This window comes from Bacillus sp. FSL R5-0431, from assembly GCF_038002985.1.
Classification (GTDB): Bacteria; Bacillota; Bacilli; order Bacillales; family Bacillaceae; genus Bacillus.
Window position 1 is genome coordinate 1,986,608 of record NZ_JBBOOG010000001.1, and the last position, 21,263, is coordinate 2,007,870.

Sequence of the window (21,263 nt, forward strand, 5' to 3'; positions counted from 1 at the left end):
GTATGAAGAAAAGGACAAGGTTAGACCAATATTGTTAAGGGAGTTCAAGCTTGACCGATTTTTTCGATAGGACGAGATAATACGAAACAAGAAGAACAGCAATACTTAACCAAAACGTGACATAGCCGATCTCGTTTGAATAGGCAGACAGCATAGAATAACGCGGCATCATACCAAATACATAATCAATCACATCGTTATGTAAAATCCATATGCCGGCTACCACCAAATGACGCATTTTAAAACGATAATACGGTGCAAACAATACAGCTTGAACCGCCATCGCAAAGTGAGACCCAATCAGCATGTATCCTTCCCACGGAAAGTCATCAACAGATAAAAGCACAAAGATATTCATTCCTACAGCCCATAACCCGTACTTAATCAAGGTCACAAGGGCAAGTGCTTCAAAATAAGGAGCGTTTCGTTTCATCAAAAACGCAAGTAGTACAAATAAAAAGAAAAAGCTTGCCGTTGGGCTGTCTGGAACAAAAGCTAAAAAGATAGCCGGCGTCTCTACAAGCTGAGGAATATACCAATAGTAGCCGTACACACTGCCAAGGAAATTGATCATCAGGACTAGCACAAGCATGTAGCGCGTGGCTAGCAGATATTGAATCCATCTCATACGTCTCTTCACTCACGATCTGTTAAAATCAGAAAAAAGCTGACAGCGCCAGCTTTTTCTCTTTTGAGTATATCCTTGTACTTGCTTTTAAACAACTGAATTATTTAGATTTGACCTCAGATAAATATTTAGAAAGCTTTTCAAGTTCTTCATCGCTGCCTTTAAAGATACCCTTAGGCATGTTGCCTTTTCCTTCAACAGCGATTTTAGCTATCTCCTCAGGTGCAAGACCGTTGTCAACAAGTGACGGTCCGGCTGCTCCGCCCTGCATGTTATCCCCGTGACAGGAGATACATGTCTGCTCCTGATAAATTTTATACTCTTCCGCTGAGGTATCAATCTCTGCTTCTTTCTTAATTTCACCTTGCTTCGCCGCTGCTTCCCAATCATGAGTAGCAACAGACTCCCACGTTAAATATGTTGCTGCGCCGACTGCAAGGATCATCATCCCCACTGCAACCGGTCTTCTATACGGTCTGCGTTCAGGACCAGAATCAAGAAATGGTGCGAGCAAAAGTGCACCAAACGCAATTCCAGGCATAATCATCGCGCCAACTACTGTATAGCCTCCTGCAGCAAATTCATATTTTAATAACTGGTACAAGAATAGGAAATACCAGTCTGGCAGCGGAATATAGCCGGTATCTGTTGGATCAGCCATCCGCTCAAGCGGAGGTGCATGAACAACAGTTAGGACAAGAAATCCAATTAAAAAAACGGCACCTACAAGCCATTCCTTTAAAAGAAAGTTCGGCCAAAAGGCTTCTGTTTTTCCCGGATATTCGGAATAGTCTTTAGGTATGTTAGGTTTTCTTTCTGCCGGAATTCTGGAGTCTCCGACAAACTTCATCCCTTTTCCCCTATGCAAAGTCATCCCCTCCTCATTGAACATTCATCAAACGCAACTTTTTTTATAGCGGTCCAGAAATTCCTTGCTTACGAATCATAATAAAGTGGGCAGCCATCAGCCCAAATAATGCCGCTGGCAAGAAAAAGACATGGATAGCGAAAAATCTCGTCAGCGTTTGTGCCCCTACAATGTCAGGATGACCTGCAAGCAGCGTTTTGATCTCTTTTCCAATGAATGGTGTGGCTTCTGCAATTTGAAGACCAACCTTCGTCGCAAATAGCGCCTTCATATCCCATGGCAAGAGATATCCTGTAAAACCAAGTCCAAGCATCACAAAGAAAATGAGCACACCAACAATCCAGTTCAGCTCTCTAGGCTTTTTATACGCCCCTTGGAAAAAGACCCTTAGCGTATGTAAAAACATCATGACAATGACTAGACTCGCACCCCAGTGGTGCATCCCTCTGACAATCTGACCAAATGCCACTTCATTTTGCAAATAATAGACAGATTCCCAGGCATTTTTAATATCCGGCACATAATACATCGTTAAAAACATGCCCGAAAGGACTTGAATGACTGTCACAAAAAACGTTAAACCGCCAAAACAGTACACAAAAGCGGAGAAATGATGTGCTGGATTGACATGCTCTGGCACCTCATGATCCGCAATATCTCTCCATATTGGTGTAATGTCTAGCCGCTCATCTACCCAATCATAAATCTTGTTAAGCATCGTTACCCTTCCCCTTTCGGCACAGCTTTTCCAAGATAGAGGTATCCGTCCTTCACTTGCTGCTTATAATGGTCAAGCGGTGCAAGCGGTGGAGTTCCGGGTACGTTTGTACCATCCTTGTCGTACAGCCCATAGTGGCATGGGCAGAAAAATTTGTTTGGATTTTTCGGATCACTGTTCCAGTTCACTGTACATCCTAAATGTTTACAGATTGGCGATAAAGCGACAATTTCATCCCCTTCTTTGTACACCCATGCTGACCTAGATTCCTTTGACTCATACCATGCATCTACTTGATCAATTTTAAAGTCAAAGCGCTTCGGTTCCTTCGTCAGTTCATCTACACTGACAACTTGAACCATATCCTGATCCTCTGTTCCTTTTAGCACAGGGTCAAGCGCAAAGCGAACCATAGGCATGAGCATTCCAGCGGCCATAAATCCCCCCACGCCGGTCAACGTGTAATTCAAAAATTGACGCCTGGACACTCCATGTCTCTTCTCGCTCATTTTTTTCTCCCCCCCTCAGGTCGTCAGCTACTTTATAACTGAATTAGAAAAAATTTCATAAAACTAGGACACCCTCATAATATATCAATCTATTCACAAGGTCAACAGCCTAAAAAGCTATGTACAATGCAAATGTAAGGGTTTTTATGAAGGGTTCCACTTTTGTAACAAAAAGTTCAAAATTTGTTCTACACTGTCTTGAACGATTTTTTGCTTTAATTCTACCTTTAAATGCTCGAGCGGAACCGGCTTTAATAAAAATAGCGCTTCACTAACCGCCGCATGCTCTTTCCATTGATGATCAGATGAGATCAACACGACATGCTGAAAATGATCTTCTAGCGACTGCTTCATCGTGAAGATGTCTTCTAGTTTTCGATCATTGATCTCTACATATGTATGTGGCGGAAAAAGAAAGACCCGCCCTTTCAGCTGCCTTTCAAGTTCCTCTGCTACAAGAATGGTAAACTCACCTAAAGATACACTTTGTTTGATTTGATTCGCATCTATTCCAACTATTGGAATGATAGCGGTATCAATGTAATCTTTAGATTGCAAAAAGCGATCCGCATCCTCCGCTTGAAACTTCATCAATTTCCCCTCTTTCATGACATAAGCCCTGCCTGTATAGGGCAAGGCTTATTCGTTCAGTTTATGACAATAGGCTTAATTCTTTTGCTAACTTATTAAATGTTTCTTGATCATGACGGTCAAGTGCCTCATCTATCTCTTTCATAAGCCGTTCTTTTTGGAACGTTGCGATCGAGTGTTCAAGCACTTTCTCCGCAAGATCCTTATCTTTTTCGTTCTCATAAAGATCCTTTGGAATATGAGGATTTGTTTCAAGCACAGCTGCATATTCCGGCGAACGATAAGCAGAACGGAAATTCAATTGAATAAACAAATCTTGCTGTTTATTCAAACGAATATCATGAAATGACTTTTCAGCATCTGTCGTCATGATGTTTTCTTTATAAAATCTAAAGGGAACTTCATCCACACAGTGTGTTGACATAATGATTCCCCTTGGGCAAAATTCTGCTTGCTCTACAAAATGAACCTTTTCCATCAAAGAGTCGTGACTCATTAAATAATTTAATATCCAAACACACTCTCTTCGTTTTAGCTGATAATGGTTTAAAAACCACCGGATGAATTCCTTCTTTTCATTGACAGAAACAGGGGTCTGCATGTTATTCCCTCCTCTATCGTAAATTAAATTGCTATACATGAATTATTCAACAAACCAGTTCTTCATTCCTGCAAACTATAAGGAAATTTCGTCTTCAATTCTTAAAATGGTTTCTTCGATTTCTTCATTCGTGCCATCTTTCTGAAGAACTTTGCGTAATAGCGGCAATGCTTCTTTTTGTCTGCCTTCTTCTAAAAGGAACGAAGCGTATTCATATAAAAAGTCACGCTCCTCATCAAAATCAGGCAGAGCCAGCTTGAAGTACTCGGCTGCTTCTTTGTATTCCTCTCGCCCAACAGAAGCAGATGCAGCATACCAATTCCATTTTGGATCAACTTCCCCAAAGCTTTTAACCTCTTTAATGACATTCAGGATTTCATCAAAAAGCTCTTCATTTAAATAGATCGCGAGCAATGTTTGAACCGCTTCAATATATCCCGGATCAAGAGCAAGTGCTTCTTGAAGCAGCTTTTTCGCATCTTCTGAATCCCCATTTTTCAAGTCAATCTTTGCACCATATAAATATAATTCTTTGTTATACTCATCAACTTTAATACCCTCTTTTACTACCTCTAAAGCCTCCTGATATAGTCCTTCTTCCTCATAACTTTTCGCTAAAGGCATATAAAGAGACGAATAAGACGGATCAATATCTTTTAGTTCTGAAAGCTGCTGAATGGCTGTTTTCGTTCTGCCGGCCCTCATCGCTGTAAATCCGTAGCCAAAAAGTGTATTCGGGTCTGTTTGATGTTTTACTGCCTTTTCGTACCATTCAAGCGCATCTTCAAATTCTCCAGCTGTGCTGAGTGATTCAGCGAGTCTCTGGTAAACATTGACGCCGCCAACCTCATGTTGTTGATCTGCGACTTTGTAGAAATAGTCGGCGGCTTTCTTTGAAAGACCTTGTGAAAAATACAATTCACCTAACGCAAAATCAATGATGGCTTCATTTGGAAGCAGTTCTTTCGCTTTTAAGAGCTTTTGTTCACTGACTTCAAATAGTCCTTGCATTTGATACAAATCTGCCATTAACAATAAACTCTCTGGATACGCATCATCATCTTCAGGAATCGTCTCTAATACCGAAATCGCCTTTTCTTCTTCATCAGAGTCAATCAGTAGCTCTGCATAAAAACATGTTAACCCTGTTTCCTCTGGATATAAATCATGTAAATCACTGATGAGATTCCGCGCTTTATCGATATCTCCCCAATCATAATATAACTGAGCTGCCTGCACCTTTTCTTCATCATGCAAATGCTTTTCTGCCTGAGCAAGTGTTTGGAGTCCTTTTTCAGTCTCACCCGCCTCAACTAATTTTATGGCTTCTTGTAATGAACTATTCAAATCAAACCGTTCCTTTCTGTTTCCAAAAACCTAAACTATTGTTACTTCATATCATAATCGACAGGTACTCATCCAGCAAATATGTTGCTCTTTTAAAATGAACCCATTTTTTTGTTTTAAAGACTGTTTTTCATTTCATCCTTTACGAAACGGAAGTTTTGTAAACTGTAAGCACCTGAAATTCATTTTTTTATCGGATAAAATGATTTTTTTCCAGGTTTCATCTTGAGACAAGCTATGCTATCTTTCTTACAAATATGCATAAGGAAAGAAAAAGCCTGAGGACATCCTCAGACTGTTTTGGTTAAGTATTCAATGTGTTCAAAGAAATTCGGGTATGATACACGAACAGCATCTGTATCTTCAATCTCAACAGCTTGCTTTGTGATGCAAGCAGCAACCCCCAGCATCATACCGATTCGGTGATCTCCGTAGCTTGACACGACCGCGCCGCCTTGAAGTGTGGTTTTACCATGAATCTTCATACCATCATCAGTTGCTTCAATATCAGCACCGAGTTTTTTAAGTTCTGACACGACGGTATCAATTCGATTGGTCTCTTTTACTTTTAACTCAGCAGCATCTTTAATAATCGTTGTTCCTTCTGCTTGTGTCGCTAGAAGCGCTATAATCGGGATTTCGTCGATGAGTCTTGAAATCATGTCACCAGAAATTTCAATCCCTTTTAATGAAGAGGTTGAAATCGTTAAATCACCATACGGTTCTCCGTCTTTTGCATCTACTTCTTTGATCTCAAGATTCGCACCCATTTGTTTCAGTACATCGATAATACCCGTTCTTGTTTTGTTTAGCCCGACATTTTTTAACACAATCCGGCTGTTAGGAACAATAGATCCAGCAACAAGGAAAAATGCAGCTGAAGAGATGTCTCCAGGAACAAATATATCTGTTGCTTTTAATGTTTGACCGCCTTCAATGGAAACACTTTGTTCATCTTCGTCTAGTTTTACACCAAACATAGAGAGCATTCTTTCTGTATGATCTCTTGATTTATGCGGTTCAGTTAATGTTGTTGTTCCCTCTGCTTGAAGCCCCGCTAAAAGGACAGCGGACTTAATTTGGGCACTTGCCACCGGAGACTCATATGAGATACCTTTTAAATGACCGCCACGAATAGACAGTGGCGTATACTCGCCGTTTGCTCTGCCATCTATTTTCGCTCCCAGTTGTTTAAGTGGACCTGTTACTCGTTGCATTGGTCTTTTAGCAATACTCTCATCACCGATCAGTGTACTGTGAAACTCACAACCAGCTAATATTCCCATCATTAATCGAATGGTTGTACCAGAATTCCCAACATCGAGGACGTCAGACGGCTCCTTGAGCTCTTTCAGTCCCTTACCGTGGATCACAACATCTGTCCCTTTTTGTTCAATTTCAACGCCCATCTTTCTAAAGCAATCAATCGTACTTAAACAATCGGCTCCAGGAAGAAAGTTTTTCACCACTGTAGTCCCATCAGCAATTGCACCAAACATCACTGATCTATGAGAAATGGATTTATCACCTGGAATATGAATGACTCCATTCATAGGAGCATTTTTATGAATTTTCATGTGTGTCACCTCAGTCAGCATAAAATGTATCGTAATTTGCTCTATTTTTTATACAGATCTCTGCCCGCTTACGGTCGTCATCTGTTTGAAAACTAATGCGCAAAATCCCATTAATGTCTTCTCGCGTTTCAATAATACGGATATTCGTAATACTGATGTTTTCATTTGCTAAATGCCCTGTAATCTCCGAAATGACCCCAGGGTGATCTGGAACATCCACATAAAGGTCATAAAAAGCAGGAATGGCACCTTTTTTCCTAAGAGGAAGTCCATCGCGATATTCCTTTGCCTCTTGAAAATAAGAGAACAAGCCTTCAGCGTCTTCTTGCTGTACAAAGGTCTCAATGCGGTCGATCTCTTTTTTCCATTCATGGAACCGGTCTAAAATCTTGTTTTTGTTGTGCAGAAGGATATCTCGCCACATTGCAGGATTGCTTGATGCAATACGTGTAATGTCACGAAAGCCTCCAGCAGCAAACCGTTTGACAAGTGGGAATTGTTCTTCAAAATGATGTGCTTGATGCACAAGGCTGGCTGCAACAATATGAGGGAAATGACTAATCACACTTGTTACAGCATCATGTTCTTCTGGGGTCATCTCAATGAAATGAGCATTTGTCCCCTTTAACAAGTCCTTCAAACGTTCAACAGCCTGGCGGTTTGTTTCCTTTGCCGGCGTTAAAATGTAGAACGCATTTTCAAATAAAAAGTCTTTCGCTGCAATGACTCCTGACTTATGAGAGCCTGCCATCGGATGTCCACCAATAAATTGGTAGTGCTTAGGAAGCGTTTTTTCAGCAAAATGGACGACCTTTTGCTTTGTGCTGCCAACATCGGTAATTGTGAGCTCTCTCTCAATTCCAGAGTTTGCAATATCACGAAGCATCTTGACTGTTTGCTGAACTGGTGTTGCCAATATAATAGTCGCAGATTCATCCAAACCTGCCGCAAATGAATCAGCTGCTAAATCAATGATACCCAACTTTGTTGCCGCAACCATTTGTTCTTTGGACACATCGTATCCTACAATTTTTTTATGGGGATACTCTTTTTTAATCGACAGTGCGATGGAACCTCCAATTAAACCAAGTCCAGCGATTAATATTGTTTCGTTTGCATCATTCATGTTCATCACCTGTTTTTTCACGAAAATTAAAAAAGCCATTTCAACAGCTTATATGTATATGAGGTTGGTACAATGAAAGCCATATCCTGCCTTAGGATATGACTTTATGGTTATGCTACGCACGAATGCCTTGCATTAAATCGGCAAGTGTACTTAGAATTTCTGCATTTTGCTCCATTGTTCCGACCGTAATACGTAAAGAAGTCGGAAAACCAAGTGCTTTACCAGAACGAACAATGTAGCCTTTTTTCAATAATGCATTGAATAATTCATCTGCATCTCTCTTAAAATCAATCAGCACGAAGTTTGTTTGAGACGGATAAATAAAAAGTCCAAAACGGTCAGCAAATTCTTGATATTGCTTGAGACCTGCTTCATTTTTCTGTCTGCAAGATTGAATGAAATCCTGATCTTTTATCGCTGCACGTGCAGCTGCCTGAGCGATACGACTCGTATTAAATGGCTCTCTCGCTGGTTCAATCGCAGTAATCAGCTCTTCCGACGCAATGCCATAGCCTACTCGAAGTGCAGCCAGTCCATACGCTTTTGAAAACGTTCGGAGTACGATGACATTTTGATAGGAATGTAATAAAGATAAGCTGTTCGGAAAGTCTTCCGCACGAACGTATTCGACATATGCTTCATCTAGTACAACAAGCACATGAGCTGGTACTTGGTCTAAAAACGCCACAAGCTCAGATTCTGACAAATGATTTCCCGTCGGGTTATTCGGGTTGCATACCCAGACGACCTTCGTGTTCTCATCAATCGCATCCAGCATGCCCTTCAGATCGTGAGCTCCTCCGTCTAAAAGCGGCACCTCTCGAATCTCTGCCTGCTCAATGACGGCATTGTGACGGTATTGCGGAAAAGATGGAGCTGGGATGACGGTATTTGTATGTTGGTCAAGGAATGCCCTAGCAATAATTTGCACAAGTTCATCTGAGCCATTCCCGAATATTAATTGTTTTTCATTTACTTGAAGAAACTCAGCAAGCTCCGTTCTTAAACTTGCGCTGTATCCATCTGGATAGATCGCTAAATGTTCGAGCTCAGCTTGTATCCCCTCTCTTGCATGTAAGGAACATCCAAAAGGGTTTTCATTTGAAGCCAATTTCACAATCTTGTCTAATTGATATTCTTTTTTGACCTCTTCAATTGGTTTCCCAGGTTGATACGGTTTTAGTTGTTTTAATTGATCTTTGATTTGCAAAAGTTTCACCTCATTTGAATGAATAGAGGGGACTAAATGTTTTTGCATAGGTTTCAAATTCTCTTAAAGCTTCTTGACGTGTATCACTTGCTAACAATTGATCTTGAAGTTCTTCAATTTTTTTCACAAGTGCACTGCCTACAACGACACCGTCACTCAGTTTATTCATTGAGTCTACCTGCTCTCTTGTTGAGATGCCAAAACCGACCGCAACCGGTATGTGACTCAGCTGTTTCACTTGTTGAATAAAATCAGTAATCGATTCGTCAAAGGTTTGTCTGACACCTGTTACACCAAGAGATGAAACACAATACACAAAACCTTCTGCCTGCTCTACAATGTTTACTAATCGTTCCTTGCTGGTTGGTGCAACGAGCGAAATATATGAAATGTCATAAGTTTGACAGTTCTTTTGCAGCTCACTGCTCTCTTCAAACGGCAAGTCGGGTGTTAAGAGTCCCGAAATATGATTTTTGCGCAGTAAAGCGAAAAAGTATTCTGTGTCTAATTGTAACACAGGATTATAATACGTAAATAGAATTACAGGAATTTTTACACCATTTTTTTTCATCTTCCCTGCTAATTCTATCGCTTTTACGATATTCATGCCATGATTTAGAGCTCTTTTGGAGGCTCTTTGAATGACAGGACCGTCCGCTAGCGGGTCGGAATAAGGGACACCTAGTTCAATCGCATGTGCACCGGCTGCTTGAAGGGACACAGCTAAATCAATCGTGACTTCTTCTGACGGATCTCCTGCCGTGATAAATGGGATGAATAACTTCTCTCCTTGCTCTAATTGAAATGTGATCATTTGGTTTTGCCCTCACTTTCAAGCACATTCATTAATGTATGCACATCCTTATCTCCTCTTCCTGACAGGCAGACAAGGACGATTTCATCTTCATTCATCGTCCTGCTCATCTCAAACGCCTTGGCTAAAGCGTGTGCTGATTCAATCGCTGGCAGGATTCCTTCCTTTTCCGTCAGCAGCTTTAGCGCATCCAGTGCTTCTTGATCTGTAGCACTCAGATATTGAACACGGCCGCTCGCATGTAAATATGCGTGCTCTGGTCCGATCCCAGGATAATCTAAACCAGCTGAAATGGAATAGGGCTCAATAATTTGGCCAAATTCGTCTTGGATTAAATATGTCAAAGATCCATGAATGACCCCTTTTGTCCCCTTCGTAATGGTTGCTGCATGAAGCGGCGTATCGATTCCTTTTCCAGCGGCTTCTACACCAATAATATCAATCTCTTCATCTAAAAACGCTCGGTACATTCCAATGGCATTACTTCCGCCGCCGACACAAGCAATGACTTTATGTGGGAGCCTGCCTTCTTTTTTAAGTATCTGCTCTTTTGCTTCATCACCAATCATCCGTTGGAACTCACTGACGATTTGGGGATACGGGTGAGGTCCTACAACTGAGCCGATCATATAGAAATGATCACTGCAGTGCTGGACCCAGTAACGAATCGCTTCGTTGGTTGCATCTTTTAATGTGCCGTTCCCGCTTGTGACAGGTATGACCTCAGCGCCAAGGAGCTTCATTCGGAATACATTGAGTGATTGTCTTTCCACATCCTCTTTTCCCATAAATACTGTGCAGGATAATCCAAACTTTGCGGCCACCGTTGCAGCTGCTACTCCGTGCTGTCCAGCGCCTGTTTCCGCGATGATGTTTGATTTTCCCATTTTTTTTGCAAGCAGAGCCTGACCAAGTGCATTGTTAATTTTATGAGCGCCTGTATGGTTTAAATCTTCTCTTTTTAAATAGATTTTTGCGCCGCCGAGGTATGCTGATAATTGATCAGCATATGTCAGCGCAGTCGGTCTGCCTGAATAGTTTTGCAAAAGGGAAAGATATTCTTGCTCAAAAGCAGGGTCTTCTTTTAATTCGTTAAATGCTTGTTCGATTTCTTTGAGTGGCTGCATGAGCGTCTCAGGAACAAATTTCCCTCCGAATTCTCCATATCTGCCAATCTCATTTGGATATGCGTACATCGTTTAACATCCTTTCTTCGAGCGCTTTGATCTTAGCGCTGCTTTTCTTCCCGTTTTCTTCTATGCCGCTTGAAAGATCGATCGCTTTTGGGCCATAGGCAAGCAGCTCTGGCAGCGTTTCTGGTGTTATTCCGCCTGCAATGATGCATGTTTTCTCCAGTCGTTTTGCCTGCTGAATGTATACAGGTACCGCTTCCCATGTAAAAGCTGTGCCAGAACCACCTCTCATCCCTTTTACTTTCGCATCAATGAGGAAGCCATCGACAAACGGCGCAAATGCCGTCATTTTATCGAGTGTTTCTTTTACATCGGGCTCGTGGTGAAAGACTTTCCACACAATCGCTCCTGTTTGTTGTTTTATTTCTTTTGCATCCTCTCGTGTTTCATCTCCATGCAGCTGAACGATATCTAAAGGAATATGCTTTGTGATATCACACACTTTTTGGATTTTTTCATTTACAAATACACCAGTAATCTCTTTCTCGCACTGCGACTCGGTGAGCCATTGTTTCACTTGTTCTGGATCGACTTGTCTTTTACTTGGAGCAAAAATAAACCCGATCGCATCTGCTTGAGATTGCGCAATGCAATCTACATCTTCTTGTGATAGCGCCCCGCAATATTTTAAAAAAGGCTTCATCTTCCTCATTCTCCAAATAACGTCTGAACGGCTTTTTCTTGTGATGGTTCTCTCATTAATGATTCACCTACAAGGACAGCACTCGCTCCATGTTTTTTGACAAAGGTCAGATCATCATATGTCTGAATACCGCTTTCACTCACTAGTAAGACATCCTTTGGAACAAGTGGTGCAATCTCTTTTGTTTGTTCAACTGTTGTTTTAAATGTCTTTAAATTTCGGTTATTCACTCCAATGATTTCAGGGGTGAATATGTTTAAGATATTTTCCAGTGTATCTGCTGCATGAACTTCGACAAGAATATCTAGTCCTTTTTCCTTCGCTTCAGCATAGAGCTCATGCAGCTGTTGCGGTTCAAGTACTTCTCCAATTAATAAAATTGCATCTGCACCGATACGTCTTGACTCTTCTATCTGTATGGAGTCGATGATAAAGTCTTTTCTTAAAATTGGACGTGCGACGTGTTCTTTAATTAAGGAAAGATACTCGTTCTTCCCTTGAAAAAATGGTTCATCTGTTAAGACAGATAAGCAATCAGCATTCGATTTTTCGTATGCTTTTGCTGTTTGCAGAGGATCAAAATTCGGCTGAATGATTCCTTTGGAAGGAGATGCCTTTTTCACCTCAGCAATTAGACCAATCGAGCGGTGAGGGTTCATGAGTGCTTCTTTAAATGATCGTCTTTCAAAGTCTCCATCCACAGGTAACTGCAACGTTTGAATATGTTCTTTTTTGCGTGCAATGATTTGATTAAGCATAGATCTCTTCCTCTTTCTTTTTTTGTTTTAAACGAGCCAATTGTTCTTTGGCTGTGCCGTTTTTAATCGTTTCTAACGCTTTTAATGTTCCTGCCATGAGGCTTTCTGACTTGCCTGCGACATATAAAGCCGCCCCGGCATTCAGAGCTGTAATATGAAGCGGCGCCCCTCCTGTTTGATGATTCAATATATTCTGAATCAATTTTGCGCTCTCTTCCGGTGATTGGACCTGAATATCTGATAAGGTTCCTTTTTCCAGTCCAAAGTCTTCCGGGTTTAGCGTATATTCTGTCATGGTACCTTTTTTGAGTTCAATCACATATGAATTTGCTGTAATCGTTAATTCATCCAGCCCGTCTTCCCCGCTCACAAACAGGACATGTTCTGGCTCTAATGGGGCAAGGGCTTTCGCCATTAATTTTGCCTTTTCCTTTGAGTACACACCGATGATTTGCTTTTTGGCTTGCATCGGGTGGCAAAGCGGTCCTAATAGATTAAATACCGTCCGGAAGCCGAGCTGCTTGCGGACTACTGCTACTTGTTTCATCGATGAATGGTACAGTGGTGCAAATAAAAAGCCCATGTTTTTGTCTTGTATTTGTCTTCTCGTTTCTTCTGGAGTGGATTGAATGTGAATGCCAAGACACTCTAGCACGTCGGCACTTCCGCTTTTAGAAGAGACTGAACGATTTCCGTGTTTTGCGATTTTAGCACCAGCGGCGGAAGCCACAATGGCAGCTGCAGTTGATATATTAAATGTAGAGAGTCCATCGCCTCCTGTACCGCATGTGTCAACGACATCGAGCGATCTTTCCGCTGGTGCTGCCTTTTGCCGCATGGCCCTCACGAAGCCTGTCATTTCTTCAGCGGTTTCTCCTCTGTGCGCTAAAATCGATAGACTTGCAGCGACTTCAGCATCTGTTAAAGATCCGCTCATCATATCATGCATTAGCCTATGGGCTTCATTTTCTGATAGGAAGCCTCCGTTAACAAGAGCTGAAAGTCGCTGATTCATCCTGCACACTCTCCTTTTCTGAGAAAATATGTTCAGCAAGCTGAATGGCCTTCAGAAGCGCTCCTGCCTTGTTACATGTCTCTTCCCATTCATTTTCTGGAACAGAATCTGCGACAATGCCAGCGCCTGCTTGTATGGAAGCGGTCTGATCTTTGATGCTCATGGTGCGAATGGTAATACAAGAGTCGATATTGCCGTCGAACCCAATATAGGCAATACAGCCGCCATACGTTTCCCTTGGCTCAGGCTCCATTTCATTTAATAATTGCATCGCTCTTATTTTCGGTGCCCCTGTTAATGTGCCTGCAGGAAAAGCGGACATGAGCGCATCGACTGGATGTGTATCCTGCTTTAGCTTCCCTGTCACAATGGAGATGATGTGCATGACATGTGAAAAGTTCACAACTTTTGTAAAGGTCGGTACAGACACACTGCCGTATTCTGCTACGCGGCCGACATCATTTCTGGCTAGATCTACTAACATGTAATGTTCTGCTTTTTCTTTCTCATCCTCTAGCAGCTCTCTTGCAAGCGCAGCGTCCTCTTCTTTTGTTGTTCCTCGTTTTCTTGTGCCTGCAATGGGGTGAATTTCTAAGTGCCCATTTTTGGCATGGATTAATCGTTCTGGCGAGCTTCCGACTAAATCGCGGTCTTTTAATTTCATAAAATACATGTATGGAGATGGATTCACAATGCGAAGCACGCGGTATAATTCAAATGAACTCACTGACACTGGGATATCAAAGCGCTGTGAGAGGACGCCTTGAAAAATATCACCTGCTCGAATGTATTCTTTGATTTTTTCTACGTCCTTTAAAAATTGCGCTTTTTCATAGGTTGACGTCACATGTTCAAAGGACGGTGATTCGTTCATATTCCCTGATAAAATCAGTTCTTTCATATCAATCTTTGTATGGAGCTTGTGAATCATCTGTTCAAGCCGCTTTTGATTTTCTTTGTAAGCTCGTATTTTTTCGTCTTCTGTTTCATTTCCGGTCAGCTGGGTGTATTGGATAAAATGAACATGATTCGTTTCATGATCAAAGGCAATCATCGTTTGGCAGACAAATAGAGTACAATTGTCTGTCGTTGATGCGCTTAGGTGTGGCCTGACAGAAGGTTCAATGCTTGGAATAAGATCGTAACTTAAGTACCCAACTGCCCCGCCTGTAAATGGGATGTCAACACCTGGTGTCTTGATTTGGTATTGCTCTTTCATCCAGTCTAGTAAGTCTTTCAGTTCTTGCTTTTTCATGACTTCCTGCCCTGCAGCGTCACGTGCAATATATTGGTTTTGGTCATCATGTAAGGTTAAAAAAGGATGTAATCCGATGAAGGAATATCTCGACCAGCTAGAAGACTCGTCTCTGCTTTCTAGCAGATACACAATATCTTGCTTGAGTTTTTCGACAATTTGAATCGGTGAGAGCGTATCAACTGTAATGGTTTCAACAATCGGGATTGTTTTGTGGGACTCGCTGTCCCTTAAAAATTGGGTCAGGTTTGTTTGGGAATTCATAAGCACACTCCTTAAATGGGATTAAGGAGAATGAGGGGACATATAGAGGGTTTGTATGAGTATACGAAATAAGCCTAAAAGAGGGTTGCTCTTTTAGGCAGTATGATGAAATAGACGTATCGTATCTCTGCTCAACTCTACTCATCTCAACTACCCTAGTCTCATTCTCATCTTCTCTAAGCTTGCAATGCCGTTTACACCTGTGTGTAAACTTCGGCTGTTCATATCGTATTATAATTCCTTGTTTTTTGTCAACTGTAAATCCGGGCGAAGCGTCACAGCTTCTTCCAAGTACACATGCTGCACATCTTCCTGCTTTGTGTCTGTTTGGACCGTCATTAAAACGCGAATGCAATGCTTTAGACCGCCTTGAATGTCCAGCTCCTGCATACAAGTAACAGGCACATACGTCCATCCTTCAAACTGACGAAGGGCTTTTGCCGGAAAAACGGAGTGAATATCTTGTGTAGCTGAAATTAAGATCTGCACGACACGTTCTGGATCTACTTGATTTCTTGAAATAATCGCTTCTAGCAGCTGTTTCGTTTTGTTTAACACTTCTGTTTCTGTATCTTCTGTCACAGTTGTAGCCCCACGTATCCCGCGAAACATCATAGACATCCCTCCTCCCGTTTCCATTCTTCGAGCCAGTGATGCAGCTCATCTTTTGTGAAAGACTGCAAGACAGCGTCTCCAACCTGTTTTAATAAAACAAATTGAACGGTTCCGCCTCTTGCCTTTTTATCACCAATCATTCGGTCAACAAATGTTTTCGTGGAAATGTTTTGAGTGACTTGTACCGGGAATCCGAGTTCTTTCATCCAATTTTTTAGTTCCATCCGATTGAGGCTGAGTCCCAGCTTCTTTTCGCTCACATATAGCGCAAACTGCATGCCGATTGCAATAGCATCTCCGTGCGTGATAACGCCGTATCCATACTCTGCTTCAATGGCGTGCCCAAGTGTATGACCTAAATTCAAAAATGCACGCACGCCTTGTTCTCTTTCGTCTTTTTGAACAATCGACGCTTTGACTTGAATCCCTTGATACAGCATATGTGCCAGCTCGCTCTTTGAACATTCCGCCAAAGAACGAATGGACATCAGTTCTGATAAAAAGTCTTCACTTGAAATGAGGGCATGTTTGATGACCTCAGCAAAGCCTGACCTCAATTCAATTTGAGATAGTGTCTCAAGCATACTCGTATCATAGATCACAGCTTTCGGCTGATGAAATGCACCGATTAAATTTTTACCGAGCGGGTGGTTAATCCCTGTTTTCCCGCCAACTGCACTGTCATGTGCCAGCAGCGTCGTCGGAACTTGCATAAAATCAATGCCTCTCATATAACTAGCAGCAACAAAGCCAGCCAAATCCCCAATTACGCCTCCTCCCAGCGCAATGATGCACGAGGAGCGATCCAGCTGAAACTGAATGGCCTTCGTATGAATATGCTCAAACTCAGCAAAAGATTTCGACTGCTCTCCGCTTGGCACAACCACTTTATGCACAGACCACTTCTGCTTAAGTAATCGAACCATTTCATCACCGTAAATGGCATCAACAGCTGTATCTGTAACGATTAGGAGCTTCGTATAGGAATGCCCCGTGGAAGTCATCAAGTCGACGATATTGCGTTTAATCCCATCACCGATGTATACAGGATAAGTGGCTGAAGACGTCTTAACTTCCAGTGTTTTCATTAAAATTCCCTCTGAAGCTGGCGCATTTTTTCAACATTTTCTTTAATGCGGTCGATTTGATCAAGACCAAACTGCTCAACAACAGCATTGGCAATTTCCCAAGCCACGACTGCTTCTGCGACAACACTTGCGGCAGGAACAGCACAGCTGTCAGAACGTTCAATACTTGCGGAGAAAGGTTCTTTTGTTTCAATGTCAACGCTTTGAAGCGGTTTATAAAGCGTTGGTATTGGTTTCATGACCCCTCTTACGACAATTGGCATACCAGTTGACATTCCGCCTTCAAGACCGCCTAAGCGATTTGTTTTTCTCGTATAGCCCTTTTCTTCATCCCAGATGATTTCATCATGGACCTCACTGCCATTTTTAGAAGCCGCCTCGAAGCCGATACCGAATTCAACCCCTTTAAAAGCGTTGATACTCAGAACAGCACCTGCAAGCTTGCTGTCTAATTTGCGGTCATAGTGAACATAGCTTCCGACTCCAACCGGCATTCCTTCAACGATGACTTCAACAATTCCGCCAATTGAATCACCGTTTTTCTTCGCTTCATCAATGGCATCCATCATTTTTTGACCTGCTTCACTGTCGTAGCAGCGAACAGGCGACTCTTCCGTTACCTTTTGCAAATCTTCAATCGATTTATATGTCGTATGAGCTGCTTTCACTCCGCCAATTTCAAGAACGTGGCCAGCTACCTTGATTCCTAGATGAGCCAAGATTTGTTTGGCGACTGCGCCTGCTGCTACGCGAACGGTTGTCTCGCGGGCTGATGAACGCTCTAATACGTTTCGCATATCACGATGTCCATATTTAATCGCACCATTTAAATCCGCATGTCCTGGTCTAGGGCGTGAAATTTGACGCTTCATTTCACTCTCTTCTTCTTCTGTGATCGGCTCTGCCCCCATCACCTTTGTCCAATGCTTCCAGTCGTTGTTTTCAACGACAAGCGCAATAGGAGAACCTAATGTTTTCCCGTGGCGAACACCACTTAACACTTTCGCTTGGTCTTTTTCAATCTGCATTCTTCGCCCGCGGCCGTGACCTTTTTGTCTTCTAGCCAATTCATAATTGATGTCATCCTGCTCTATGTAAAGTCCCGCTGGAACGCCTTCAATAATTGTGGTCAATTGTGGACCATGTGATTCACCTGCTGTTAAGTATCTCATGACTTGATCTCCCTTCATCGCATTAACGCTTTTAAGTAAAAATATGATAACACACTTACTACTAAAAAGTCAGCTACAACCCCTTCTTTTGATAAAAGAAAGTATCAGCAGATGTCAGTCCAAACTTTTCTGGGTGAAAAATTTGTTCAGTAGAACCCACAAATAATACGCCATTTGGTTTTAAACTGCTGCTCATTTTCAAGTAAATCTCTTCTTTTGCCTCTTCTGTAAAGTAAATGAGGACATTTCGGCACACGATAAGATCAAGCTGTTTTTCATAAGGATCTGCTAAAAGGTTGTGCTTCTTAAATTGAATATGCTTTCGCACCTCATCCTTCACAGTGTAAAATGAAGAATCTTCTTTTGTGAAATATTTTTGCTTGATTTGATCTGGTACCTCTTGCAATGATCGTTCATGATATCGTCCTTTTTGAGCTGATTGCAGAACTTTATCATCAATATCAGTTGCGATAATTTGGAAGTCCTTCACAAGCGGATGGCTTGATAGAAGCATTGAGAGTGTATACGGCTCCTCTCCTGTCGAACATGCTGCACTCCATATTTTTAGGGTGCCGCTGTTTTTCGAAAGCAGCGGAAGAATTTTTTGGTCAAGCACTTCCCAGCGCTGATAGTTTCGGTAAAATTCTGACACATTGATCGTCATTCGATCCATCGTCTCATCTAATAGTGCTCTATCCTTTTCAAGGGCAGCCGCGAATGCTTCAAAATCTCTATATCCTTTTTTATCATAAAGTGACGTTAATCTTCGTTTCATTTGTGCTTCTTTATATAAATTCAGATCCACCCCGGTTAGTTTTTTCCATTTTCCTACAAATACTTGATATTGATCCATCAAAGTCCTCTCCTGTCTCATCTATCTTTGTCCTAGTATAGCTGTTTTTATCGAAAATTTGTATCTTCTCATGCGAAATTTCGTGTAGAAATATTCATATAAAAAAAGCCAAGGTGCTCATTTGATGAACACCTTGGCTTGAACCTTAATAAATCCAGCTTGAGATGGTTTGATCCCAGCTTGTGAGTTCTTCTTGTTTGAAGAATAAGTTGATTTCTCTTTCAGCACTTTCTGGTGAGTCTGAGCCATGGATAATGTTTTTTCCAACCGTCAATCCATAGTCTCCTCTTATTGTGCCTGGAAGCGCTTCCTTCGGGTTTGTTTTGCCGATAATCTGTCTTGTTACATCTACTACCTGTTCACCTTGCCATACCATTGCAAATACTGGTCCTGACGTAATAAAGTCAACCAATTCCCCGAAAAATGGTTTTTCTTTATGCTCTCCGTAATGTGTTTCTGCTACTTCTTTTGGAATACTCATTAGTTTTGCACCAACAAGCTGAAGCCCCTTTTTTTCGAATCTTGACACAATTTCACCGATTAATTGTCTTTCCACACCATCAGGTTTGACCATAAGAAATGTTTTGTCCATATACGTTCTCCACCCCGTCGTTATGTATGTATAGGCTTACATTGTTACAAAGTGATCGTATCATTTTTTTTTATAACAATCAATTTTTGACAAAAAATTTCACAAAAAAACCAATCAACAACATGTTGATTAGAATTTTCGTTTTCCAATATATTTGGCAATGGAGGCAAGTGACGTTTTCGCTCGTCCTCGAGGAAGTTTGTCCAGCTGTTCAAATGCCTTCTTCAAATACATTTCACTCACTCGAATCGAGCGGTCGATCGCATCTGTTTGTTTGAGATGTTCAATCACAGGCTTCAGCTGCATTTCCGTTGTTTCACTATTAATCAGCTTTAATTGGCCTTCGAGTGCCTGGTTCTTCAGTGCATATAAGACCGGGAGTGTGACATTTCCTTGTAAAAGGTCTCCCCCAACAGGCTTACCAAGCTCTTCTTCAGTTGATGTGAAATCAAGCACATCATCAATGATCTGATAGGACATACCGACATAATAGCCAAACCAGTAAAGGGCTTTATGTGTTTTCTCATCTGTACCTGCTGCTATCGCACCTAACTGGCAGCTGCCTGCAATGAGCAAGGCTGTTTTTCGTTTGATTCTTCTTAAGTATGTACGCAGGTTTTGATCCATATTGTATTTGTCTTTCACTTGCTCGATTTCACCAAGACAGAGCTCGACGACCATCTTTGACAAAATTTCATGCGCCATTGGGTGATTGATCTTTGTCATATACTCAAGCGATCTTGCAAACATATAATCTCCTGTGTACATGGCAATTCGATTGTCCCATTTTGCCTTAATCGTTGGCTTGCCTCTTCTCAGCTCAGCATCATCAATGACATCATCATGAACGAGCGATGCCATATGAATCAGCTCAAGAGCAACGGCAACATATTTAATTTTATTAATGTCATAGTCGCCAAACATGCCTGAAAGGAGAACAAAAACGGGGCGGATTCGTTTTCCGCCCGCTTGCAGCAAATGAAGACCTGCTTCACTTAATAATGCATAATCAGAGCGAACTGTTTGTTCAAGCTCTTTTTCAATAATATCGATATCATGATTTAAAAAAGAGATCATTGCTTTTAGTTTCATTATTTTCACCCAAATATCGTTTATTCAAAGCTTCTTTCCGATATGTGTTGCTGCTACACCGCCTGTAAATGGATGATACGAGACATCAGACAGACCCGCCTCTTCGAAAAGAGCCGCCAGTTCTTTCATGCCAGGGAACGCTTTGGCTGATTCTTGAAGCCATGAATACTCCTGATAGCTTTTGGCAAACAGTTTACCAAAGAGCGGCATGATGTATTTGAAATAGACATAGTAGCCTTGTTTAAACCCAATCATTTCAGGCTGTGATGTCTCAAGACAGACAACCATTCCACCAGGCTTCACGACTCTTGTCATTTCCTTTAGCACCGTTAAGTAATCAGGGACGTTTCGTAGGCCAAAACCGATCGTGACATAATCAAATGTGTTATCCTCAAAAGGAAGCTCCATCGCATTGCCGTGAAGCAGTTCAATTTGATTATAGCCCCCAGTTTTCACCTTCGTTTCTCCAACACTCAGCATATTTTTACTAAAATCAAGGCCTTTGACTTCGCCTTTTTCGCCTACAGCATCAGCCAGCGCAATGGTCCAATCGGCTGTTCCGCAGCATACATCCAATGCTTTGGCTCCTTTTTGAACATTCATGAGTTTCATTGTTTTATCGCGCCATTTTTTATGCTGCTTAAAGCTGATGACAGAGTTCATTTGATCATAATTTTTATAAATTTTTTCAAATACACCGTGTACTCGCTGTTCTTTTGATTGCTGCATGA

Annotated in this window: 23 protein-coding genes; all 23 read right to left on the minus strand. The window is 41.6% G+C overall.

Going from position 1 to position 21,263, the window contains the following annotated elements; all coding sequences use genetic code 11:
• Nucleotides 1–34: 34 nt before the first annotated feature.
• Nucleotides 35–628 carry a DUF1405 domain-containing protein gene (locus MKZ03_RS09905; RefSeq protein WP_334749519.1) on the minus strand — a complete coding sequence of 198 codons (594 nt, stop codon included), beginning with the start codon at nt 626–628 and terminating at the stop codon, nt 35–37.
• 100 nt (nt 629–728) lie between these two features.
• A complete protein-coding gene (locus MKZ03_RS09910; RefSeq protein WP_003215888.1) occupies nt 729–1,496 on the minus strand; it encodes a menaquinol-cytochrome c reductase cytochrome b/c subunit in 768 nt (255 codons plus the stop codon).
• A gap of 43 nt (nt 1,497–1,539) precedes the next feature.
• Nucleotides 1,540–2,214, minus strand: coding sequence for a menaquinol-cytochrome c reductase cytochrome b subunit (gene qcrB / locus MKZ03_RS09915; protein ID WP_003215804.1), 675 nt, complete (start codon nt 2,212–2,214; stop codon nt 1,540–1,542).
• A 2-nt stretch (nt 2,215–2,216) separates the two neighbouring features.
• Nucleotides 2,217–2,723 (minus strand): ubiquinol-cytochrome c reductase iron-sulfur subunit, encoded by a 507-nt coding sequence (locus MKZ03_RS09920; RefSeq protein ID WP_007500911.1) that lies wholly within the window; start codon nt 2,721–2,723, stop codon nt 2,217–2,219.
• A 144-nt stretch (nt 2,724–2,867) separates the two neighbouring features.
• On the minus strand, nt 2,868–3,314 hold the full coding sequence (locus MKZ03_RS09925) for a YpiF family protein (protein WP_341031701.1): 447 nt from the start codon (nt 3,312–3,314) through the stop codon (nt 2,868–2,870).
• A 61-nt stretch (nt 3,315–3,375) separates the two neighbouring features.
• Nucleotides 3,376–3,915, minus strand: coding sequence for a ReoY family proteolytic degradation factor (locus MKZ03_RS09930; RefSeq protein ID WP_008344562.1), 540 nt, complete (start codon nt 3,913–3,915; stop codon nt 3,376–3,378).
• Nucleotides 3,916–3,990: 75 nt separating this feature from the next.
• Nucleotides 3,991–5,262 (minus strand): tetratricopeptide repeat protein, encoded by a 1,272-nt coding sequence (locus tag MKZ03_RS09935; protein ID WP_341031703.1) that lies wholly within the window; start codon nt 5,260–5,262, stop codon nt 3,991–3,993.
• Between the two features lie 290 nt (nt 5,263–5,552).
• Nucleotides 5,553–6,839 (minus strand): 3-phosphoshikimate 1-carboxyvinyltransferase, encoded by a 1,287-nt coding sequence (gene aroA, locus MKZ03_RS09940; RefSeq protein WP_187703938.1) that lies wholly within the window; start codon nt 6,837–6,839, stop codon nt 5,553–5,555.
• 10 nt (nt 6,840–6,849) lie between these two features.
• Nucleotides 6,850–7,965, minus strand: a complete 1,116-nt coding sequence (locus tag MKZ03_RS09945; RefSeq protein WP_340973205.1) for a prephenate dehydrogenase — start codon at nt 7,963–7,965, stop codon at nt 6,850–6,852.
• Nucleotides 7,966–8,080: 115 nt separating this feature from the next.
• Nucleotides 8,081–9,178: a histidinol-phosphate transaminase gene (hisC, locus tag MKZ03_RS09950; protein WP_341031705.1), complete on the minus strand. Its 1,098-nt coding sequence runs from the start codon at nt 9,176–9,178 to the stop codon at nt 8,081–8,083.
• Nucleotides 9,179–9,188: 10 nt separating this feature from the next.
• Nucleotides 9,189–9,992 (minus strand): tryptophan synthase subunit alpha, encoded by an 804-nt coding sequence (gene trpA, locus MKZ03_RS09955; protein ID WP_095285333.1) that lies wholly within the window; start codon nt 9,990–9,992, stop codon nt 9,189–9,191.
• Nucleotides 9,989–11,188, minus strand: a complete 1,200-nt coding sequence (gene trpB / locus MKZ03_RS09960) for a tryptophan synthase subunit beta (protein ID WP_341031707.1) — start codon at nt 11,186–11,188, stop codon at nt 9,989–9,991. The genes trpA and trpB overlap by 4 nt, the downstream gene beginning before the upstream one ends.
• Nucleotides 11,169–11,828, minus strand: a complete 660-nt coding sequence (locus tag MKZ03_RS09965) for a phosphoribosylanthranilate isomerase (RefSeq protein ID WP_341031710.1) — start codon at nt 11,826–11,828, stop codon at nt 11,169–11,171. Before MKZ03_RS09965 ends, trpB begins: the two co-directional genes overlap by 20 nt.
• Nucleotides 11,829–11,833: 5 nt before the next feature.
• Nucleotides 11,834–12,586: an indole-3-glycerol phosphate synthase TrpC gene (trpC, locus tag MKZ03_RS09970; protein WP_334749532.1), complete on the minus strand. Its 753-nt coding sequence runs from the start codon at nt 12,584–12,586 to the stop codon at nt 11,834–11,836.
• Entirely contained in the window at nt 12,579–13,601 is a 1,023-nt protein-coding gene (gene trpD, locus MKZ03_RS09975) for an anthranilate phosphoribosyltransferase (protein WP_307499830.1), read from the minus strand. The genes trpC and trpD overlap by 8 nt, the downstream gene beginning before the upstream one ends.
• On the minus strand, nt 13,573–15,120 hold the full coding sequence (gene trpE / locus MKZ03_RS09980; RefSeq protein WP_307499831.1) for an anthranilate synthase component I: 1,548 nt from the start codon (nt 15,118–15,120) through the stop codon (nt 13,573–13,575). Before trpE ends, trpD begins: the two co-directional genes overlap by 29 nt.
• 231 nt (nt 15,121–15,351) lie before the next feature.
• Nucleotides 15,352–15,735, minus strand: a complete 384-nt coding sequence (aroH, locus tag MKZ03_RS09985; RefSeq protein WP_034661065.1) for a chorismate mutase — start codon at nt 15,733–15,735, stop codon at nt 15,352–15,354.
• On the minus strand, nt 15,732–16,823 hold the full coding sequence (aroB, locus tag MKZ03_RS09990) for a 3-dehydroquinate synthase (RefSeq protein ID WP_341031716.1): 1,092 nt from the start codon (nt 16,821–16,823) through the stop codon (nt 15,732–15,734). Before aroB ends, aroH begins: the two co-directional genes overlap by 4 nt.
• A complete protein-coding gene (gene aroC, locus MKZ03_RS09995) occupies nt 16,823–17,995 on the minus strand; it encodes a chorismate synthase (protein ID WP_060596745.1) in 1,173 nt (390 codons plus the stop codon). The genes aroB and aroC overlap by 1 nt, the downstream gene beginning before the upstream one ends.
• A gap of 73 nt (nt 17,996–18,068) precedes the next feature.
• Nucleotides 18,069–18,848: a CheR family methyltransferase gene (locus MKZ03_RS10000; RefSeq protein WP_341031718.1), complete on the minus strand. Its 780-nt coding sequence runs from the start codon at nt 18,846–18,848 to the stop codon at nt 18,069–18,071.
• Nucleotides 18,849–18,993: 145 nt separating this feature from the next.
• Nucleotides 18,994–19,440 (minus strand): nucleoside-diphosphate kinase, encoded by a 447-nt coding sequence (gene ndk, locus MKZ03_RS10005; protein ID WP_034661072.1) that lies wholly within the window; start codon nt 19,438–19,440, stop codon nt 18,994–18,996.
• 129 nt (nt 19,441–19,569) lie between these two features.
• The gene (hepT, locus tag MKZ03_RS10010) at nt 19,570–20,532 is read right to left on the minus strand and encodes a heptaprenyl diphosphate synthase component II (RefSeq protein WP_034661075.1); all 963 of its coding nucleotides are present in this window, start codon (nt 20,530–20,532) and stop codon (nt 19,570–19,572) included.
• A gap of 24 nt (nt 20,533–20,556) precedes the next feature.
• Nucleotides 20,557–21,261, minus strand: coding sequence for a demethylmenaquinone methyltransferase (locus MKZ03_RS10015; RefSeq protein WP_034661076.1), 705 nt, complete (start codon nt 21,259–21,261; stop codon nt 20,557–20,559).
• Nucleotides 21,262–21,263 lie beyond the last annotated feature (2 nt).

Bases quoted from the DNA above. Each gene is read 5' to 3' on its own strand.
- trpA (WP_095285333.1), bottom strand. From the start codon at position 9,992: ATGATCACATTTCAATTAGAGCAAGGAGAGAAGTTATTCATCCCATTT.
- aroB (WP_341031716.1), bottom strand. From the start codon at position 16,823: ATGAAAACACTGGAAGTTAAGACGTCTTCAGCCACTTATCCTGTATAC.
- MKZ03_RS09905 (WP_334749519.1), bottom strand. From the start codon at position 628: ATGAGATGGATTCAATATCTGCTAGCCACGCGCTACATGCTTGTGCTA.
- trpE (WP_307499831.1), bottom strand. From the start codon at position 15,120: ATGAATTCCCAAACAAACCTGACCCAATTTTTAAGGGACAGCGAGTCC.
- trpD (WP_307499830.1), bottom strand. From the start codon at position 13,601: ATGAATCAGCGACTTTCAGCTCTTGTTAACGGAGGCTTCCTATCAGAA.
- MKZ03_RS10015 (WP_034661076.1), bottom strand. From the start codon at position 21,261: ATGCAGCAATCAAAAGAACAGCGAGTACACGGTGTATTTGAAAAAATT.
- MKZ03_RS09965 (WP_341031710.1), bottom strand. From the start codon at position 11,828: ATGAAGCCTTTTTTAAAATATTGCGGGGCGCTATCACAAGAAGATGTA.
- aroC (WP_060596745.1), bottom strand. From the start codon at position 17,995: ATGAGATACTTAACAGCAGGTGAATCACATGGTCCACAATTGACCACA.
- aroA (WP_187703938.1), bottom strand. From the start codon at position 6,839: ATGAAAATTCATAAAAATGCTCCTATGAATGGAGTCATTCATATTCCA.
- hepT (WP_034661075.1), bottom strand. From the start codon at position 20,532: ATGAAACTAAAAGCAATGATCTCTTTTTTAAATCATGATATCGATATT.
- qcrB (WP_003215804.1), bottom strand. From the start codon at position 2,214: ATGCTTAACAAGATTTATGATTGGGTAGATGAGCGGCTAGACATTACA.
- trpB (WP_341031707.1), bottom strand. From the start codon at position 11,188: ATGTACGCATATCCAAATGAGATTGGCAGATATGGAGAATTCGGAGGG.
- MKZ03_RS09920 (WP_007500911.1), bottom strand. From the start codon at position 2,723: ATGAGCGAGAAGAGACATGGAGTGTCCAGGCGTCAATTTTTGAATTAC.
- MKZ03_RS10000 (WP_341031718.1), bottom strand. From the start codon at position 18,848: ATGGATCAATATCAAGTATTTGTAGGAAAATGGAAAAAACTAACCGGG.
- MKZ03_RS09925 (WP_341031701.1), bottom strand. From the start codon at position 3,314: ATGAAGTTTCAAGCGGAGGATGCGGATCGCTTTTTGCAATCTAAAGAT.
- MKZ03_RS09945 (WP_340973205.1), bottom strand. From the start codon at position 7,965: ATGAATGATGCAAACGAAACAATATTAATCGCTGGACTTGGTTTAATT.
- aroH (WP_034661065.1), bottom strand. From the start codon at position 15,735: ATGATGTTTCGCGGGATACGTGGGGCTACAACTGTGACAGAAGATACA.
- ndk (WP_034661072.1), bottom strand. From the start codon at position 19,440: ATGGACAAAACATTTCTTATGGTCAAACCTGATGGTGTGGAAAGACAA.
- MKZ03_RS09930 (WP_008344562.1), bottom strand. From the start codon at position 3,915: ATGCAGACCCCTGTTTCTGTCAATGAAAAGAAGGAATTCATCCGGTGG.
- trpC (WP_334749532.1), bottom strand. From the start codon at position 12,586: ATGCTTAATCAAATCATTGCACGCAAAAAAGAACATATTCAAACGTTG.